The sequence below is a fragment of the Rhizobium sp. ERR 1071 genome, from assembly GCF_007828675.1.
GTDB lineage: Bacteria > Pseudomonadota > Alphaproteobacteria > Rhizobiales > Rhizobiaceae > Rhizobium > Rhizobium dioscoreae.
This window is the reverse complement of record NZ_VITM01000004.1, coordinates 224,618-244,633: the sequence shown is the minus strand read 5'-3', so window position 1 is coordinate 244,633 and position 20,016 is coordinate 224,618. Positions and strand designations below refer to the sequence as shown.

Genomic DNA, 20,016 nt, shown 5'->3' with positions numbered 1-20,016 from the left:
CTCCTTGGAACGGTTCTTTGTGTCGCGCCCTTGTCGGGGCTGATCCAAGGACGTTGGTCAACCACCCTTCCCGACAACAAGGTACCAAATTTTTTTGGTTATTAATTGCGACGGCCGCCCGAAGGTTTCGGCGGTCATACATGCGCTGGTTTTCGGGCACGTAACGTCGGGGCGGGATAGGCCTCACGGAGAATTCGCGCCAGGGCATCCTCGCGTGACATTGGCCGGCCGAGCAGGAAACCCTGCACCTCGTGATAGCCCTCGGCTCGCAATTTTGCCAATTGAGCCTCCGTCTCGATGCCTTCAGCCAATGTGACCGCATTGAAGCCGGAGGCGATGCCAACTACGGCCCGCACGATGGCAAGATTACCGGGATCGGCATCCATGCCGGCGACGAAACTGCGGTCGAGCTTGATCTTGTCGAAAGAGAAGGAGCGCAGATAGCTGAGCGAGGAATAGCCCGTGCCGAAATCATCGATCGCGATGCGAATACCGAGCTCCTTGAGGGCACGCAGCAGCGATAAGCTTTGCTCGACCTCGGAAAGCAGGATGGATTCCGTGACCTCGATCTCCAGGCGTCCGGGACAAAGACCTGTCTCGCTCAGTGCTGAAACGACGGTGGCCAGCAGGCTCGAATGACGGAATTGATAGACGGAGAGATTGATTGCCACTTTCAGGTTGCCGGGCCACTCCATGGCGGTCCGGCAAGCTTCCCTCAGCACCCAGTCGCCGATCGGAACGATCATCCCCGTTTCTTCGGCGATGGGGATGAATTCTGCCGGCGAGATGAGTCCGCGCTTCGGATGGCGCCAGCGGATCAGAGCTTCGAAGCCGGAGAGAGTATCTTCGTCCAGACGAATGATCGGCTGGTAATGAAGTTCGAATTCGTCGTTCTGCAACGCCTCACGAAGCTCCAGCGTGAGCTGATGGCGCCGTTCAGCTTCGAGCCGCATCTCCGTCTGGTAGAACCGATAGGTCGAACGGCCGCTCGTCTTGGCGGCATAGAGCGCCAGATCCGCGTCCCGCATCAGCACGTCAGCATCGTTGCCGTGCTCGGGCGCAATGGCAATGCCGATGCTGCAGGTCACATGTTCCCGGACGCCATCGAGATCGAAGGGTGCCGACAGCGATTGCAACAACAGGTCGGCGAAGCGGCGCGCTCGCCCGGCATCCGTCATCCGTAAAACCAGCGCGAACTCGTCGCCACCCAGGCGCGCGACCAGATCGCTCCTCTCGGCAAGCTGCTGGAGGCGTTCGGCAACCTGGCGCAGGAGCATGTCGCCGGCGGCATGGCCCTTGCTGTCATTAATATGCTTGAAATGATCGACATCGATATAGAGCAGCGCGATTGGCTTTTCCGGCCTCGCAGCAGCCACCTGCCGCACGATGTTCTCGGAAAAGAAAGCTCTGTTCGGAAGCCCGGTCAAGGAATCATGCATGGCAAGATGCGCAAGCCTTGCCTCGACGCTGCGCTCCTCGGTCACATCCTGGGAAATGCCGAGAACATAGCGCGGCGCTTGCCCTGACGGGGCGGGAAGCGCCCGTTTCGCTGTCTTCAGGATACGCAATACGCCGTCCACCGTGTGAATGGTTTCCTCGAAGTAGACGGTTTCGGCGGTTTCGAAGGCAAGCTTGTCCTGCTCCCGGAAAAGCGCCGTCTGCTCATCGGAAAATATCGCACGATCCGACTTGCCGATCACATCTGGTGCTGCCTGCCCGACGATGGCGCCGCACGCCTCATTGAACAGGATATAACGACCATCCCGCTCCATGTCCTTGACGAAAACGCCGACGGGGAGATTGTCGACGATGCTGTCCAGCAGCGACTGGGTGGCATCGACCTGCCGCCGTGCCGCATTGACCTCGGTGCGGTCCTGCACGATCGCCAGAATCGCCATCTTGCCGTCGAAGCGGATTTCCCGCCCATAGGTCAGAACCTCGAATGTCTCGCCATCCGCCTTCAGATGCGTCCAGCGTTGCGCCGTCTCGATGTCGGTGCGGTGGTGCACCGCATCGAGCATGCGTTCGCGCTCTTCCGGAGGCCGGATATCAAGGACGGTCATGACCGCAAAAGCAGCGAGGCTATAGCCATAGAGATCGCGGGCGGCATCGTTGACGATCAGGAATTTCAGCGTCTCGGGATCATAGACCCACATCGGAGACGGATGCGTCTTGAAAAGTGACCGAAAATCGTCGTTCGGGGCGTCGGGCCAAACGGAATTCATAGGAAGGTCGACCTTGCCAATTCGAGTTTGAAGATCAGCGAATTGGACATTGATAGACGAGAAAACTAAATAAAATCAAAATTGTAACAAGGTTAAACTTTAGGCAAAAGCCTATCGAATATGCAACAGCAGGCTTTATTCCTCCGCCCCTTTTCACCGACATGGGACGGCAAATGCCGTGAGGTTCAAAGCCCTGCTTTGCCGATCGCATGGATGACGCCGTGAAGTTCGCCAAGACCTTTCAAGCGGCCGATGAGGGAATAGCCGGGATTGGTCGGCTTATCGATATCGTCGCCGATCAGATGTCCGTGGTCCGGCCGCATCGGGATCATATGGTCTTCCCGGCCTTCCTTGCGACGCCGTGCCTCCTCCGTGAGCAATGTGCGCAGGATGGCATACATATCGCTGCGCCCCTCCAAATGGGAGGCCTCCACGAATGAACCATCGGCTTCGAGCGCAACGTCGCGCAGATGCGCGAAATTGATGCGCGAGGCAAATTCGCTTGCGATAGCAAACACATCATTGTCGGCGCGAGAGCCGAGAGATCCGACACAGAGCGTCAAACCGTTGGCCGGATCGTCGACATTGCCGAGGATGCGGCGCAGATCCGACGCCGTCGAGACGACGCGGGGCAGGCCAAAAAGCGAGATGGGCGGATCGTCGGGGTGAATCGCAAGTCTCGCACCGAGCTCTGCGGCAACTGGCACGATCTCGTGCAGAAAGGCTTCGAGATTGGCCTGGAGATCCTCAGCCGTCATACCGTCGAAGAGTGCGATGGCCGAGCGTATGGCATCGCGGCCATAGCTGTCTTCGCCGCCAGGAAGACCGGCGATGATGTTATTCTCCAGCCGTTGCACGGCCTCCGGCGAGAGCCCTTTCAGCCGCTCCTCGGCACGCCGCAGCAGGTCCGGCGCATAATTTTCTTCCGCACCTTGCCTGCGCAGGACGAAGACATCATAGGCAACGAACTCCGCCATGTCGAAACGCAATGCGAGCGCGGTGGTCGGCATTTCGAAGCGCAGATCCGTACGCGTCCAGTCGACGACCGGCATGAAATTGTAGCAGACGGTTTTGATGCCAGCGCGGGCGAGATGGGCGAGACTGTCCTTCCAGACACCAATCGCAGCCTTTGCTCCTGCCCCGCCGAGCTTGATCGCGTTTGGTACCGGGATCGATTCACAGACGCTCCAGCGCAACCCCGCCGCTTCCACCAGCGCCTTTCGCGCCTCGATTTCGGCCGGCGTCCAGACGCGCGAATGCGAGACTTCATGCAATGCCGTGACGATGCCTGTCGCGCCGGCCTGGCGCGCATGCAAGAGCGGAACGAGATCCTTCGGGCCGAACCACCGCCAGCAGCTTTCCATATGATGTCCCCTCCATTTGTCGGTCAAAATACCGCTGAAAAGCGAAATGTCCATCATCTTTGGTCGCTTGACGCCACTATTGACCAACAATATGCTTTCAACAACGGAGGAGAGACGGTGGTGGATACCGCTGATATCGAGGATAGAGGTTCCGCGGTCGATCAGGTGGTCGACGCGCTGCGGCGACTGATGCGCGAGCGCAATCTCGGTCTCGGAGACGCACTGCCCTCGGAAGCCGAGCTCGCTTCCATGTTCAATACCAGCCGCAATACGGTGCGCGAAGCGATCCGCATCCTGAAGGCCTATGGCATTGTCGAAAGCCGCCAGAAGGTCGGCGCGGTGATTACGGACCGCCGCCAGCAGGCACTGATGGACCTCTTCTCCTTCGCTATCGACATCTCGGCGGAGAGCTTTCTCGATATCCAGGGATTTCGTCGCCTCATCGAGGTCAATCTCAGCGATCTTCTGTTCGAAACGCTTGATGAAGTCGCCGTCGACAGGCTGCGCTCCATCAACGACGCGATGAAGGCCGCATCGACATTGGCCGAAGCTGCGGAACTGGATTTCAGGTTTCATGCCACCCTTGTCGGCTTCGCCGGCAATCAGACCCTGTCACAAGTCTATGGCATTCTGCAGCCATTGTTGCAGCGGCTGATGGAGGCGGGAAAGCGCTCACGCGAGGCCGTCGACAGCGCCTATCATGACCATCGCGCCATTATCGAAGCGTTGGAACAACGGGATCGAATCGCTTACGCCTATCACATGAACCGCCACCTGCAGGCGGGCCTGCAGTTCATCGCGCCAAAGGCTGTTTGAGACATCCATTTCATCACGGATACATGACATGAAAAGACAGACGCTCGACACCGGCTGGACCATCTCGCGCCTTCGCGCGCCCTCCAGCGCACCGGCCCTGCCCAATTCGATTCCCGCGACCGTGCCGGGCAACGTTCATCTCGACCTGATGGCGGCGCAGCTGATCACCGATCCCTATCTCGACGTCAACGAAATCTCGCAGGACTGGATCGGCCGCGCCGCCTGGCGTTATCGTCTGGCCTTCGACTGGGACGGCGAGGACGCCGAGCGCATCGATCTTTCCTGCCTCGGCCTCGACACTGCCGCGCGCCTGGAACTGAACGGCAGTTTGCTTGGCGAAACCCGCAACATGCATCGCAGCTACCGCTTTGGCATCAGCGATCATCTGAAAAGCGGCCGCAACGAGCTGATCGTCGATTTCCAATCCGCCTATGAACATGGCGAGGAAGTCCGCAAGCAGCTGGGCAGCGCCGCCGATATTCCCCAGAACTATCCCGGCCCAAGCAATCTCATCCGCAAGATGGCCTGCAACTTCGGCTGGGACTGGGGCCCGACCGTCGTCACTTCGGGCATCTGGAAGCCGATCCTGATCGAGAGCTGGTCGAAGGCCCGTCTCGGCAGCATCCGCCCGGAAATCACCCTGCAAGGCAGCCAGGGCGTCGCGCGCCTGCATGTCGAAATCGAATGGGCCGACAAGGGCACGGATAGCGTGGCGCTCGTGCTCTCCGTCGGCGGCAAGCGCGCGGAAGTGCGCGTCGCGCAGGGGGAGACCCACGCGCTGATCGAATGCCGCATCGACAATCCGCAGGTCTGGTGGCCGCACGGCATGGGCGGTCAGCCGCTTTACGATCTCGACCTGCAGTTGCTCGGCTCGGATGGTGCGGCGCTTGACGGCTGGAAGCGGCGCGTCGGCTTCCGCTCCGTGCGGTTGGATACGACGCCCGACGAAGTCGGCTCCGCCTTCACCCTCGTCGTCAACGATGTGCCGGTCTTTGCCCGCGGCGCCAACTGGATTCCCGACGATTGCTTCCTGCCGCGCGTGACACGCGAACGCTATCGCGAGCGGATCGCCCAGGCCCGGGATGCCAATATGAATATGCTGCGCGTGTGGGGCGGCGGCATCTATGAGACCGATACGTTCTACGAGGAATGCGATGCCGCCGGCATCATGGTCTGGCAGGATTTCCTGTTTGCCTGCGCCACCTATCCCGAAGAAGAGCCGGTCTACAGCGAGATCGAGGCGGAAGCGCGCGAGGCGATCACAAGGCTCATGCCTTACGCTTCGCTGGTCATTTGGAACGGCAATAACGAGAATATCTGGGGCTATTTCGACTGGGGCTGGCAGGACGTGCTGGGCAATCGCCCCTGGGGCGCCGGCTACTACCTCGACCTCCTGCCGAAGCTGGTGGCCGAGATCGATCCGACCCGTCCTTATTGGCCAGGCAGCCCCTATTCCGGCTCGATGGAGATCGCGCCGAATGCCGATGAGCACGGCTGCAGGCATATCTGGGATGTGTGGAACGAGGTGGGCTACGAGACCTACCGCAATTATATCCCGCGCTTCTGCTCCGAATTCGGCTGGCAGGCGCCGCCGACCTTCGCAACACTTGCCCAATCCGTTCGCGAGAAGGATCGCGCCCCGGCCTCCCCCGCGGTCCTGCATCACCAGAAGGCAACCGGCGGCAATGACAAGCTTCTACAGGGGCTGGAAGGCTGGTTTCCCCACCCGCAAAATTTCGACGACTGGCTCTTCGTCACGCAGCTGAACCAGGCGCGCGCAATCAGCTACGGCATCGACCATATGCGCTCGCATCGGCCGACCTGCATGGGCACCATCGTCTGGCAGCTCAACGATTGCTGGCCGGTCACCTCCTGGGCGGCCGTCGATGGCGCTGGCAGGAAGAAGCCGCTGTGGTATGCCTTGAAGCATAGCTATGCGCCGCATCTCCTCACCATTCAGCCACGCGGCGATGGGCTGGCCGCCGTTGCCGTCAACGACGCGACCCTGTTCTGGCGCGTGCCCTTCACGGTCGAGCGTTTCGATTTCACCGGCAAGCTGCTCGCCCGTCACCACGTCTGGCGCATCCTCTGCGATCGCTTCGAAAATACCGATATCGACATCCCGTCCGAGGTCGCGACCCCGGGCGATCCGCGCCGCGAATATCTGCGCGCTCGCCTCGGCGATGCGGAAGCCTGGTGGTTCTTCGAGAAGGACATGCAGCTGCAATATCCGCAGCCCCGCTTCGATATCGAAAGCGTCCAGACGCCGGACGAGATTGCTATCACCATCACGGCGCAGTCCTTCCTGCGTGATGTCTGCCTGTTCGTCGATCGCATCAGTCCGAATGCCGAAGTCGACGACATGCTGGTCAATCTCGCGCCTGGCGAAAGCAGAACGTTCAAGGTCAAAGGCATTTCCAAGGAAGCCTTCGACGATGCCGATCTTTCGGCTGTTATACGCACGGCCAACCAGGTTGCGGAGCACCCGCACCACTGACACCGGGTGCTCTCCCACAGAAAAGATCCGGCGCATTGCGCCGGATCGGCGCCTGTATTTTCCGTAGGCCGTCACAAAAGATTGCGCTGGTGAATGGCGAATTGCCTCCTATGATCGGGCGCCGCCTTGTGATCTAGTGCCCCTCATCCGATCCATGAATCAGCGAGATCACGCTTATGTCCTCGGACACCAATCGCAGCTTTCAAACGCCCCGCCGCGAAGAACTTGGCCTTATCACGCTCGCCAATACCGCCGGTCTTTCGGCTTCGGCGCTGCCGAACGGCACACTGTTTTCGATCGACTTTGCCGACCAGCAGGGCGGCGTTATGATCAATCAGGTGCTCGGATCGCCTGTGTATGGCGGTATTGGCCGGCTCTATCTGCGCATCGGCGGGCGTAAGCCGGCGACGGCCGAAATCGTCGGCCCGAAAGCCACGGTAGAGTTCGGCCATGGCAAGAGCGGCTTTTCCTGGAGCGGCGAAACGGAAGGCGTACGACACACCGTCAGCCTCCGGCTGCATCCGAGCCAGACCGCATGGTTCTGGCAAATTTCGCTGGAAAACAGCACCAACGCGATGCTTTCGGCTGATCTCATCCTCGTTCAGGATGTCGGCCTCGGCGATCGCGGCTTCCTGATGAACAGCGAGGCCTATGCCTCACAATATATCGACCATCACATCGCCAGCCATGCCGCCTTCGGCCCTGTCATCATGAATCGACAAAACCTCAAGCAGGGCGGCGGGCGAAATCCGTGGCTTGCGCAGGGTTGCCTCGAAGGTGCGGCCGCTTACGCGACAGATGCAATCCAGCTGCTCGTGCCCCCCAAGAGCAATGATGGCGTCATGGTGCCGGATTTCGGCGCCAGCCTGCCGAGCACGCGCCGCCAGCATGAGGTCGCCTGCCCGACAATTCAGTCGAAGCCGCTTTCCCTAGCAGCAGGTGCATCAACCACAACGACCTTCTTCGGCCTCTTCATCGCCGATCATCCGGCTGCTTCCAGCGATGCCGACCTTACCCATCTCGATGGCCTGCCGAAACTTCAGGGCGAATTGGCGATCGATACGATTGCTACCGCTCAATCGGCACGCAGTCTCGTGCAGGATGCCCCTCTTGCTGAGAGCGGCAGCCTGGATCAGGCCGCCATCGACACGCTTTATCCGAAGCGGATGTTGGAGGAGCGGGCCGATGGAAAACTGCTCTCCTTCTTCGTGCCGGATGGAGTGCATAACAGGCACATCGTGCTCCAGGAAAAGGAACGCCTGGTGGCTCGCCGCCACGGCGCCATCGTTCGCAGCGGCCAGAATATGCTGCTCGATGACCAGACGCTGGCTGCCACCTGCTGGATGCAGGGCATCTTCGCCGCGCAGCTGACCATCGGCAACACCTCCTTCCACAAGCTGTTCTCGGTCTCGCGCGATCCCTACAATATGACGCGATCGAGCGGCCTGCGCATTCTCGTCGACCTTGGCGACGGCTGGCGCCTGCTCGGCGTGCCCGCCGCCTTCGAAATGGGGCTCAGCGATACCAGGTGGATCTACAAGCTCCCCGGTCGCACCATCATCGTTTCGGCAATCGCCTCTGGCGACGATCCGGCCATGCAATGGAGCGTTTCGGTGGAGGGCGAACCCTGCCGTTTCCTCGTCTTCGGCTATGTCGTGCTTGGCGAGCGAGACTATGAGGCCGTGGCGAACATCGCAATCGATACGGTAGGCAAGCGCATCTCCTTCCGGCCGCAGCCGTCCTGGCTCTGGGATCGCTACCCGAAGGCCGGCTATCACCTCGTCACGTCGACCCCGGATGCCTTCGAAACCGTTGGCGGCGATGAGCTGCTTTATACCGATGGCACCACCCGCAACGGCCCGTTCATCGCCCTGAAATCGCGCCCGACGAAGGCACTACGCTTTGCCGTCACGGGCTCGATGACCGATCCGGATGCGGCGGAAGCGCTTGCCGCGCGCTACAGCGCCGGTGTCGAGAGCGAAGAGATGCTCGCACCCGCGCAACGTTTCTGGAGCCATGTAACGCGAAGCGCGCGCATCGAGGGCGATGGCCGCGATGTGGCGGCACAGGCGGTCATGCTGCCCTGGATCGCGCATGATGCCATCGTGCATTTGAGCGTGCCGCACGGGCTCGAACAATATACGGGTGCTGCCTGGGGCACGCGGGACGTCTGCCAGGGGCCGATCGAGTTCCTGCTTTCCTACGAGCATGACGAAGAAGTCCGGCAGATCCTTTCAACGCTCTTTTCCGAGCAGTATCGCGATCGCGGCGACTGGCCGCAATGGTTCATGCTGGAGCCCTATGCCAACATCCGCGCCGGCGAGGCTCACGGCGATATCGTCGTCTGGCCGCTGAAGGCGCTCTGCGACTATATCGAGGCGACCGGCGACATCGCTTTCCTTGCAGAAACCGTGCCGTGGCGTGCCGACGACACCATGCAGCTGACGTCGGAACGCGCGACGATCTCCGATCACATCGAAAAACTGCTGAACACCGTACGCAGCCGCTTCGTGCCGGGCACGAGCCTCATCCGCTACGGCGAGGGCGACTGGAACGACAGCCTGCAGCCGGCCGACCCGCATCTGCGCGATTGGATGGTCAGCAGCTGGACCGTTTCACTTCTTTACGAGCAGCTGGTGCGCTACGCCAATATCCTGACGCTTGCCAGCCGCAATGAGGAAGCGCAGTCGCTTCAAGCGACTGCGGTCGCCATGCGCGCCGATTTCAACCGGCTCCTGATGCGTGACGGCATCGTTGCCGGTTATGGCGTCTTCGATCCGAGCCATGACGGCGTCGAATTGCTTCTGCATCCAGAGGATACGCGCACGGGCCTGCATTATTCGCTGATCGCGATGACGCAGCCGATGATCGGCGGCCTGTTCACGCCCGATCAGCGCCATGTCCATATGAAGATCATCCGCGAGAACCTGCTGTTCCCGGATGGCGTCCGATTGATGGAAAAGCCGGCGACCTATTCCGGCGGCCCAGAAAAGCTCTTCCGGCGTGCCGAATCCTCGTCGTTCTTCGGCCGCGAGATCGGACTCATGTATGTGCATGCGCATCTGCGATACTGCGAAGCCCTGGCGCTTGAAGACGATGCAGAGGCCGTATGGGCAGCACTGGCACTTGCCAACCCGATCGCAGTCAGCGGCCGGGTGGAACATGCGTCGCTGCGCCAGCGCAATACCTATTTCAGCAGCAGCGATGCGACCTTCGACGACCGCTATCAGGCTTCCGCGGAATGGGCGCGCGTCAAGGCAGGCGATATCGCCGTCGATGGCGGCTGGCGCATCTATTCGAGCGGCCCCGGCCTCTATACCAAGAGCCTCATCGGCAATATCTTCGGTTTCAAGCGGCAATTCGGGCAGCGCATCCGCAAGCCGTTGTTGCCGGCTTCGATCGGCGCCTGCGACGTCAAGCTGGATTTCAAGGCGTAAGCTACCCGTGAGAGGGGCCTCGCCATCGGCCCTTTTTTTTTCACACGCCTGCAATATTCGCCTTTGCAGCAAGACCCGCTTCGCACCTTTATCGACCGTCTGGTTAACCGAATCGGCTAACCTTGTCCGGACATGCAAAGCCCGGAGGCGGATTTGGAAACGGCGCTCTATCTCCCCATCAAGTCATTTCTCGAAGCCGCCGGCTATGCGGTGAAAGGCGAAATCGGCGGCTGCGACCTCGTTGGAGTGACTGATGGCGAGCCGCCGGTCGTGGTCATCTGCGAACTGAAGATGACCTTTAATCTCGAACTCATCCTGCAGGCGGTGGATCGCGCAGCTGCCAGCGATGAAGTTTGGATCGCCGCCCGCGTCTCGAAGAAGGGAAAGGGCCGGGAAGGCGATCGCCGGTTCCGCGACTTGTGCCGCCGGCTGGGCTTTGGCATGCTCGCCGTATCGGACAACGACGTCGTGGATATCGTCGTCAGCCCCATCGCGCCAATGCCGCGCAAGAACACACGGCGCAGATCGCGCCTTGTCGAGGAACATCGCCGGCGCAAGGGTGACCCGGCACTCGGCGGCAGCACCCGCAAGCCGATCATGACCGCCTACCGCCAACAGGCCCTTGACTGCGCCGCCGCTATCGAAAACGGCGTGCAGCGCCCTAAGGATATGCGCGAAGCGGCACCGAAGGCCCCACAAATTCTAAGGGATAATGTCTATGGCTGGTTCGAGCGCATCGACCGCGGCATCTACGCGCTGACGGAGCTTGGAACAGAGGCCCTCAAGCGTTGGCCGGCAGCGCAGCTTTGAATATGGAAAATTTCCGGCCGCCCAACATTAAATTCATGTAATATCTTAAAATTTTGCAATAAAAACATGATCAATATTTAATTTGTAAAAGTTAATTTGCGGATCATATTAACACCAAGCGCCAATTCAAATCTATACTTTGCTTCCCGTAGTAAAAAATGGGAAACGAAGTCGCTCGCAAAATTGACGCGGACCAATCGCAGCCCATCCCCGATATGGACGGGCCGCCAAACCGCCAACGATCTCGCAAGGGACTTTTGCCATGCCTTCTCTTCTCCGCAAACATCGCACAGCCGCCATCGTCGGTGCCGCTATCATCGTCGGCGCCGGCGCATTGCCTTTTGCCTTCAGCACATCCGCAACCCTCGCCTCGGCGGCAGAGCCGGCCGGCATCATCGCGCCCGGCGGCTCCTTCGCTCCGATCGTCGACGCCGATAAACCGGCCGTCGTCACCGTCACCACCACCATGAAGGCGACCGACACCAGCGCCGAAAGCAATTCGCCGATGGACGAGCAGTTCCGGCAATTCTTCGAAAATCAGGGCATCCCGTTCCCGAAGCAGATGCCGCACCAGCAACAGAACCAGCGCGCCATGGCGCTCGGCTCCGGCTTTATCATCAGCCCGGACGGCGTCATCGTCACCAACAACCACGTCATTCAGAATGCGGTCGACATCAAGGTGACGCTCGATGACGGCACCGAGCTGCCTGCCAAGCTTTTGGGTGCCGATGCTAAATCCGATCTTGCCGTCCTGAAGATCAACGCGCCGAAGCCGCTCGCCACAATCGCCTGGGGTGATTCCGACAAGCTGAAGCTTGGCGACCAGATTCTGGCGATTGGCAACCCCTTCGGCATCGGCACGACCGTTACCGCCGGCATCGTCTCGGCCCGCGGTCGCGACCTGCACAGCGGCCCCTATGACGATTTCATCCAGATCGATGCGCCCATCAACCACGGCAACTCCGGCGGGCCGCTGGTTGACCGCGAAGGCAATGTGGTCGGTATCAACACCGCTATTTACTCGCCGAATGGCGGCAGCGTCGGCGTCGGCTTTGCCATTCCCTCCGACGAGGCCAAGGCGATCGTCGCCAAGCTCGAGAAGAACGGCTCGATCGATCACGGCTATCTAGGCGTCGCCATCCAGCCGGTGACCTCGGATATCGCCAATGCCATGGGCCTCTCGCAGACCCAGGGTGCGCTCGTTGCCAGCGTCAATGACGATACGCCAGCCGCACGCGCCGGCATCAAGAGCGGCGACATCGTTACCGCCGTCGGCAACGAGGCCGTCAAGACGCCGAAGGATCTGTCGCGGTTGGTCGCCGATCTTTCTCCCGGCGACAAGCGTTCGGTCACACTGTGGCGCGACGGCAAGAGCATGGACGTCAATGTCACCATCGGCGGCAATGACGACAGCAAGCAGGCTGCCAACGACGCTGGCGACGGCAAGGTGCAACCGTCCAACCAGCCAAGCATCGGTGTCGGCCTTGCCAACCTCACACCGGATGTGCGTGAGCAGCTGAATCTGCCGCATGGCGTCGAGGGCGCCGTCGTTGCCAGTGTCAATCCGGACAAGCCCGCCGCTGCGGCCGGCATCCAGACCGGCGACATTATCGTCTCGGTCAACGACCAGCCGGTGCATAACGCCCATGAGGTGCAGACGGCCGTCGCCAAGGCCGGCAAGGATGGTCGCAAGTCCGTGCTGCTTCTGATCGAGCGCGACGGCAACAAGACCTTCGTCGCCGTGCCGTTCTCGGCGGCGTAAGCATCTGAGGCAGTGAATGATCGGCCCGCTTCCGTCGACGAAGCGGGCCGATTGCCGTTATGTCACCAAAAGACGCCGACGTTCCACAAGGCTGACCATTGTCAACTCTGCCGGCTCAAGCAGTCGCGCTCGACCGAACGATTTGAGATGCTGAATTTCCACAGAAGAGGCTGCTCGCCTTTGACATAGGACTCTTTTTGTCCAAACTCTGCCTTTGTGATGGTACAAATAGCGCCGGAGCCGATTGAAACGGCCAGGCGGGACATTTAAACCGCGCGGGCGATATCAGCGGCCAGGCCTTAAAACAGGAACAAGCGGCGGCAGGAGTTGGAGTGACTGATCCATACGATATTCTCGGCGTTGCGCGCGATGCGGGCGAAGAGCAGATCAAGGCGGCTTATCGCAAGCGCGCGAAGGCAGCCCATCCGGATTCCGGCGGCGATACCGACGCTTTCGCGCAGCTGCAGAAGGCCTACGAGCTTCTTCTCGACCCCGTTCGCCGCAAGGTGTTCGACGATACCGGCTATGACGTCGAACTGACCGATGCCGTCGACTTGCAGGCGCTGGTCGCCATCGAAAAGCTGATTACCGAGATAGTGCTGGACGAGCGGGAACCCGGCACATTCGATCCGGTCGCCAAGATGCGAGCGAGCCTTCTGGAAGAAATTCGCAAGGCGAATTTCAGCAAGAGCGAGCTCGAGCGACACTCCAATCGCATCGGCCTTCATCTCGACCGGCTCGGCAAGCGCCCCGGCAAGGACGTGGTCGGACACATGCTGCGCGCCCGCATCAAGGCGATCGCCACCGCCATCAGCGAAACGGAAGCCAAGATCGGCGCCAACGAACGCGCCTGCGACATGCTCGAAGGCTATCTTTACGAGATGAACGAGCCTCTGGATGAAGCCGATGCTGCTCCCGAAATCGAATGGGACGAGCCAAGAGTCCGCTCGGCCGCGCAGTGAAGGCGGCGCTTTTCGCCGCTCTGAACAGATAAAATTCGCGTTTGCCTTGATCGCGAGATCACTTTCAGCAACGCAATGTTGCAATGCAACAATTCTCCCTAGACAAATCGAGGGGCTGGCCTAGATCAAGCATCCAACACGCCGTCCTGCTCTATCAAACGATGGCGAAGCGGCAATGGCGGGCGCCGGATCTCCGGCATCCGCTGCAGATCTAAAACGGCGAGGTATGCGATTGCTAGCGTCCGAAGCGGATGAAGTCGTCTTTGAACACTTAAGCGAAAACCGGTCACGGGCCGCATTGAGGGGCGCTTTCTGGTCGGCGCTGGATACGCTTATCCCGACGGCACTCAACAGCCTTGTCTTCGTCGTCACCTCCCGTTTCCTTCTGCCGCAGGATTTCGGCCTGGTAGCGCTCGCCTTCGCCATCGTCAGTTTCGCCTCCGGCTTCGGCCCGACGGCCTTCGGCGAGGCGCTGATCCAGCAGAAATCCATTCGGCGCAGCCATCTCGATACGGTCTTCTGGCTATCCTTCGTCTCTGCAGCCATCCTCTATGCCGCGCTGTTTCTGCTTTCGCCGTTTCTCGCCCATTGGCTAGGACATGACGATATCGTCAAACTGCTGCTGATCATCGGCCTGAAAATCTTCTTCGACATGATGATCATCGTGCCCAATGCCCTGATCGGCCGCACGATGTCCTTCCATCTTGCTGCGGCCCGCACCGCGATCGCCACCTCTGTTTCGGCGATCATCTGTCTTTCGCTGGTTTTCGCCGGTTTCGGCCTGTGGGCGCTTGCGATTGCCCAAATCGCAGCACCGGCCGCCGCTTGCATCGCCGCTTTCTGGGGTGCGAAATGGCTGCCTGGCTTCAGGGTAAAGCTCTCGAGCTTGCGCGAACTGCTGCATTACGGCATCTTCGCCTCGGGCAACCGCTTCCTCCAGACCATGAATCTCGACCAGCTGATCATCGGCACGCTGGTAAGCCCGGCTGCTCTCGGTATCTATAATTTCGCCCGGCGGCTCTACGAGATGCTCAACAATGTCGTGGCGGGCGGGCTGAATTCGGTCAGCCACGTGCTGCTCTCCTCACTGCAGCATGATAAGGACAAAGTGCGTGAAGCCTTCCTCATGGCGACCTTCGGGTGCTCGCTAGTGTCCTTTCCGGCCTTCATGGGGCTTGCAGCGGTCGCCGACGATGCCATTCCGCTGATCTTCGGGCCGCACTGGGCTGCCGCCGTTTGGCCGGTTCGCTTCTTCTGCGTCATCGGCCTGATGGCCGGCATCGGCATCATCCAGGCTTCCTTGATTACCAGCCAGGGCAGATCCGACTGGTGGTTCTACTATCAGCTGGTGCGCAACATCGTCTCAATCCTCACCGTGCTCGTTCTTCACCAATATGGGGTGACAACCGTCGTCTTCGGACTCATGCTCGGAGTGGTGATGCTCTGGCCGGTGACGCTGTGGATGGTGTCGCGATTGATCGGCCTCAGCATTCTGGAATATTTCGGCCAGTTCCTAAGACCTATCGCTGCTTATCTCGGCATGCTTGTCGCCGTCTTGGCAATCTCGTCGGCGCTGATCGACCGGCCCCTTGCGGAACGCCTCGTCTGCGAAGTCCTGGTCGGTGGCCTCGCCTATTCGGCCCTCATCCTTCTCTTATGCAAGGAAAGGGTCCTCTTCCTCGTGCGGACGACGCTGCAAGGCCGTCGCGCGAAGGCATAGTAGCCGCCATCGCGAATAAGGACGGAAACAACGCTCATTCGATCCCGCGATAGAATACCAAGTCGGAAAGGCGCCTCATGACACTGGTCACGTTCATCATTCCCGTTCGCCATCAGGCCAATTCCAATGATTGGCCGGCGCTCAAACGACGCCTGTCGCAAACGATCGCATCGATCGCCGGGCAGTCCAACAAAAACTGGCGCGGCGTAGTCGTCGCCAATGAAGGCGCAGATCTGCCGGATCTGCCGCCGAATTTTACGGCGGAACGCGTGACCTTCCCGCCGAACCAGCTCCACGACATCGATGGTGCCGATCGCGAAAAGGTCTACGATGCGTTCCGGCTGGACAAGGGCCGCCGCGTCTTGAGCGGCATGCTGTCCGCGCGCGATACCCGCTTCTTCATGATCGTCGACGACGATGATTTTGTCAGCGCCAATATCGTCGATTTCGCCGCTAGAAATCCCGATGCCAACGGCTGGAAGATCGACCGCGGCTATCTCTGGAACGAAGGCGGCCGGCTGCTTATGCATCACAACGACTTCGCCAATTTTTGCGGGACATCGCTGATCATCCGCTCCGATCTCTACCGTTTGCCGGCGACCTTCGAGGATGCCGAGATCGACTATATCAAATCCATGCTCGGCAGCCATGTGCGCATCGGCAAGCTGCTTGCAGACGCCGGCGCGCCGCTCGGCTCGCTGCCTTTCCGCGGCGCGATCTATCGGGTCGGCCATGCGGGTGCCCACAGCAAGTCCTCCAATCTCATCAGGACCCATTTCCTGAACCGGTCGGTGCTGACAAGTCCCCGTCAGTTCCTGGGCAATCTTTCGCGGGTGCGCCCGCTCGATCGAAATTTGAGAAGCGAATTTTTCGGCGCGCGTGCCGCTGGATAGCGTAAGCGCAATCCCTTCCGCTCAACGAGGTTTCGATCAATGCCGGCTGATGCGACGAGACATAGATATGCCGCCCTGGATGCGATGCGCGGCCTGGCGGCATTCGCCGTTGTCGTCTATCACCTCGACAGGCCCTATGCGCCTTCGGCCTATATCGCCGTCGATTTCTTCTTCGTGCTCAGCGGCTTCGTCATCGCCAGGGCCTATGGTGAAAAGCTTGATGGCGGCATGACGGTGCTGGCCTTCATGAAGGCACGATACGCGCGTCTCTATCCGCTCTTCCTGATCGGCAGCGTCTACGGCCTCGTGCAATTGCTGCTACATTGGCAGGCGGCAGGCGTCGGGCGGGCCGATCTTGCCGCAAGCATCCTCACCACCGTCTTGATGCTGCCTTCTCCAAGCTTTCTGACGCGGTCGGCCGGAGACATCTTGGCGCTCTACCCGCTGAATGGTCCCGCCTGGTCGCTGTTCTGGGAGCTGTTGGCCAATCTGGTATTCGCACTGGTGCTGTTCAGGCTGAAAACGCGGAGCCTCATCCTCATTGCCGCCGCATCTCTGGCGATGCTGATCGTCTCGGTTTTTTTCCACAAATCGCTCGATCTCGGCTGGGAATGGCACTCTGTGGATGGCGGCCTTGCCCGCGTCTTCTTCTCCTTCACCCTCGGAATGATCATCTATCGGCTTCGAGGTAAAACCGTGCTGGGGCGCACGGTGAACAGCTATGCCGCACTATTGCCTATCGCGGCGATCTTAGCCTTGCTGTTTCTCCCCACCTATTCGCTGAAATATGCGCTTGTCTTCTGCATTCTGATCTCGCCGCTCATCGTCCTTGCCGGCACCATGCTCGAACTGCCGGAGAGGCTGCAGCGGCTCGGAATCTTTCTCGGCTATCTCTCCTACCCGATCTACATGTGCCATCGCGGCTTTACCGAGATCTACGGGCATCTGATGCGTAATATCCACTTGCCGCAGCCCGTCTACATCGCGATCTATCTCGTCGCAATTTCCATCATTTCGCTCATCTCGGCCAGGCTTGCGACTATCCTCGTCAAGTACGCTTCCTCTTGGAGGGAGACGCCTAAAAGCCTGGGCGCAACTTCAAGCCATTAGCTCCACCCTTCACGTGTGAACGGCCGCCAGTGCGATGGCATCCGCAACATATTCGCGCCGCTCCAAGAGTTTGGCCGTCGCGACCCGCAAATGGCTGCTGGGCAGGATCGAGAACTTGGCGCCGGGATGCACTGCAATGCCCCGGGCGGCAAGCGTCACCATTGCGAAGGGCTCCGACGAGACAGGCACCCAGGCACATAGTCCTTCTCCATGCCACGCATCGACGCCGCGCTCGCGAAGCGCATCGATGAGGCCTGCGCGGCGTTCCCGATAGGTCCTGCGGGCATGATCGAGGCATGATGCCGTTGCCGGATCGCGCAGCAACCAGGCAGCCGCCGCCTGCAGAATGCGGCTGGTCCAGCCGGAGCTGAAGCTGCGATAGGATTGGATCTGGTCGATGATCGCGCGCGAGCTCGACAATACGGCGAGGCGCAGATCCGGCCCATGCGTTTTCGAAAATGACAGGATATGGATGACCCGATCGGGAAAGAGATGCCCCATGGAATGGCGAGGCGAGATCGAGATGTCGGCGACACCATCGTCTTCGACGATCAACGTATCCTTGTCGCGAAGGATCTCCGCGATCCCTGCCATGCGTGCAGGGCTCACGCTCTGGCCCGTGACGGAATGGATGCGCGGCTGAAAGATGAAGGCGACCGGGCGATATTTCAGCGCCTCCTCCAGCGAGGCCGGCAGCGGACCCTCTTCATCACATTTCACCGGAATGATGCGGGCGCCCCGATCCTCAAGAATATCGAGAAGCCGCATTCCCGTCGGATCCTCGATCGCAACGGCGGCACCCGGCATGACCAAGGCATTGATCAGGGTATAGACGGCATTATAGCCGCCATTGGTCGCCAGGAACGCTTCCGGCTCATAGGGCCATGTCTTCCTGACCTCGCGCTCAAGCTCCGGCAGGATGCGGCTGCGCTCGTAGCTGTTGAGATTTTCGGCCGAGGCGCCATAGGCCATCGCGGCCTCCAGCTTCGGCAGTAGCTGCACATCGGGAACGGCTGCCGTCAGATTGAGGGCATCGGAACCGTAGTCGCCGACGCTTGCCAGCCGTGCCGGCTTGGCGACGAAGCGGTCGCCGCTCACCCATGTGCCATTCCTGCCGCGCCCGCTGATGATCTTCTGGCGTCTGAGCTCGCTCCAGGCTTCCGATAGGGTAGCCGGGCTCACACCAAGGGCAAAGGCCAGGTCGCGGAGCGGCGGCAGCTTGGTGCCAACAGGTAGGGCACCGGCTCGGATGAGCGCGCTCGTCTCGAGCGCGATGCCGCGAATGGTCCGATCGCTCAATTTCGAGGCAAACCATTTCGCATCCCACTCTTCGCTCATTTTCGCACCATTTTTAATGTTCAATAACGTAATAACATTTGATCGACCTATATTGAACATTTACTCGTTGAGAAAACAAGTTTTCCTGCGAGTGAATTTCATGCCCCTTGCTCTCCGCCTTGCCCTTCGTGACTGGGATTACATGACCCCTCTGGTCCTGGGCGATGTCTCTTCCCCAAAACTCGACATTAGAGTGGACCGGGTCGGCACGCTGATCCCGCATGTCGGCAAGAGCGACGCCTATGACGCGGCGGAAACGTCCTTCAGCCGCTACACGCAGATGCGCATCGACGGTGACGAAAGTGTCGTCGGCATTCCGAATTTCATCATGCGCGGCTTCCGCCATCGCTGCGTCATCACCACCAAGGAAAGCCCGATCACAAGCTTTGCCGAGCTCGCCGGCAAGCGCATCGGCGTAACCGGCTGGCGCGACTCCGGCAATACCTGGACTCGGGCAGCACTACGGCGCGAAGGTGTCGGCGTCGAAGATGCCATGTGGTATGCCGGCCGCCTCACTGAAGCCCATCCGATCACCGATCGCCTCGACGGCTTCGGCCGCCCCGGCCGCATTGAGGCAGCACCTGGCGAAAGGCCGATGGTGGATCTGCTGAAGGAAGGCAAACTCGACGCAATCTTCACGCCCTTCATGCCGGATGGCTATTTCGCCGGCAATTCCGGCTTCCGCCAGCTATTGCCGGATTTCCGCGCCGCCGAGCATCGCTATTTTGCCGATGTGGGCTATGTACCCGGCATGCACCTGATCGGCTTGAAGGCCGAGCTCGTCGCCGAGCATCCCTGGGTCATGGGCGAACTGAGCGCTCTTATCGATGAATCGCAACGCATGTGGCTCAGCAAGCGGCGCAAATATGCCGACACCACGCCCTTCATGCTCGACGAACTCTTGAAATCGGCAACCGAGCTGCCCGAAGGGTGGGACGCGAGCGGCTTTGCCGCCAACCGCAAGATGATCGCCGATTTCGCCAGGGAACTGCATGTGCAGGGTATCCTGCTCCGGCTCATGACGCCGGAGGAACTCTTCCCGTTCGACGTCGACGGCAGCCGGACGAGCGCTGCCTGACCAC

13 protein-coding genes are annotated in these 20,016 nt (G+C 60.3%); 10 read left to right on the top strand and 3 right to left on the bottom strand.

All coding sequences use genetic code 11. From position 1 onward, the window contains the following. Nucleotides 1-134: 134 nt before the first annotated feature. Nucleotides 135-2,225 carry a putative bifunctional diguanylate cyclase/phosphodiesterase gene (locus tag FBZ99_RS15885; protein WP_113350546.1) on the bottom strand — a complete coding sequence of 697 codons (2,091 nt, stop codon included), beginning with the start codon at nucleotides 2,223-2,225 and terminating at the stop codon, nucleotides 135-137. 185 nt (nucleotides 2,226-2,410) lie between these two features. After that, nucleotides 2,411-3,589 (bottom strand): mannonate dehydratase, encoded by a 1,179-nt coding sequence (gene uxuA / locus FBZ99_RS15880; protein WP_113351030.1) that lies wholly within the window; start codon nucleotides 3,587-3,589, stop codon nucleotides 2,411-2,413. Nucleotides 3,590-3,709: 120 nt separating this feature from the next. Here uxuA and FBZ99_RS15875 point away from each other — a divergent pair, with 120 nt between their 5' ends. The 9 genes from FBZ99_RS15875 to FBZ99_RS15835 all read left to right on the top strand — a co-directional run bounded on the left by FBZ99_RS15875 (nucleotide 3,710) and on the right by FBZ99_RS15835 (nucleotide 17,596). Beyond that, nucleotides 3,710-4,405, top strand: a complete 696-nt coding sequence (locus FBZ99_RS15875) for a FadR/GntR family transcriptional regulator (protein ID WP_233788579.1) — start codon at nucleotides 3,710-3,712, stop codon at nucleotides 4,403-4,405. A gap of 28 nt (nucleotides 4,406-4,433) precedes the next feature. Further along, complete coding sequence (locus tag FBZ99_RS15870; protein ID WP_145633990.1) at nucleotides 4,434-6,902, top strand: glycoside hydrolase family 2 protein; 2,469 nt, start codon at nucleotides 4,434-4,436, stop codon at nucleotides 6,900-6,902. Nucleotides 6,903-7,078: 176 nt separating this feature from the next. Then, complete coding sequence (locus FBZ99_RS15865) at nucleotides 7,079-10,339, top strand: GH36-type glycosyl hydrolase domain-containing protein (RefSeq protein WP_145633987.1); 3,261 nt, start codon at nucleotides 7,079-7,081, stop codon at nucleotides 10,337-10,339. 153 nt (nucleotides 10,340-10,492) lie between these two features. Beyond that, on the top strand, nucleotides 10,493-11,149 hold the full coding sequence (locus FBZ99_RS15860) for a DUF2161 domain-containing phosphodiesterase (protein WP_145633985.1): 657 nt from the start codon (nucleotides 10,493-10,495) through the stop codon (nucleotides 11,147-11,149). A 262-nt stretch (nucleotides 11,150-11,411) separates the two neighbouring features. After that, nucleotides 11,412-12,911 carry a DegQ family serine endoprotease gene (locus tag FBZ99_RS15855; RefSeq protein ID WP_113329704.1) on the top strand — a complete coding sequence of 500 codons (1,500 nt, stop codon included), beginning with the start codon at nucleotides 11,412-11,414 and terminating at the stop codon, nucleotides 12,909-12,911. A 332-nt stretch (nucleotides 12,912-13,243) separates the two neighbouring features. Then, nucleotides 13,244-13,873, top strand: a complete 630-nt coding sequence (locus FBZ99_RS15850) for a DnaJ domain-containing protein (RefSeq protein ID WP_113329703.1) — start codon at nucleotides 13,244-13,246, stop codon at nucleotides 13,871-13,873. Between the two features lie 226 nt (nucleotides 13,874-14,099). Next, nucleotides 14,100-15,593 carry a lipopolysaccharide biosynthesis protein gene (locus FBZ99_RS15845; RefSeq protein WP_145633983.1) on the top strand — a complete coding sequence of 498 codons (1,494 nt, stop codon included), beginning with the start codon at nucleotides 14,100-14,102 and terminating at the stop codon, nucleotides 15,591-15,593. 77 nt (nucleotides 15,594-15,670) lie between these two features. Then, on the top strand, nucleotides 15,671-16,486 hold the full coding sequence (locus FBZ99_RS15840) for a galactosyl transferase (protein ID WP_113350552.1): 816 nt from the start codon (nucleotides 15,671-15,673) through the stop codon (nucleotides 16,484-16,486). A 39-nt stretch (nucleotides 16,487-16,525) separates the two neighbouring features. Beyond that, entirely contained in the window at nucleotides 16,526-17,596 is a 1,071-nt protein-coding gene (locus FBZ99_RS15835) for an acyltransferase family protein (protein ID WP_145633981.1), read from the top strand. Nucleotides 17,597-17,605: 9 nt separating this feature from the next. On the opposite strand, the gene FBZ99_RS15830 is transcribed toward FBZ99_RS15835, so the two are convergent. Further along, on the bottom strand, nucleotides 17,606-18,934 hold the full coding sequence (locus FBZ99_RS15830) for an aminotransferase-like domain-containing protein (protein ID WP_113350554.1): 1,329 nt from the start codon (nucleotides 18,932-18,934) through the stop codon (nucleotides 17,606-17,608). Between the two features lie 100 nt (nucleotides 18,935-19,034). Here FBZ99_RS15830 and FBZ99_RS15825 point away from each other — a divergent pair, with 100 nt between their 5' ends. Then, nucleotides 19,035-20,012 carry an ABC transporter substrate-binding protein gene (locus FBZ99_RS15825; protein ID WP_145633979.1) on the top strand — a complete coding sequence of 326 codons (978 nt, stop codon included), beginning with the start codon at nucleotides 19,035-19,037 and terminating at the stop codon, nucleotides 20,010-20,012. Nucleotides 20,013-20,016 lie beyond the last annotated feature (4 nt).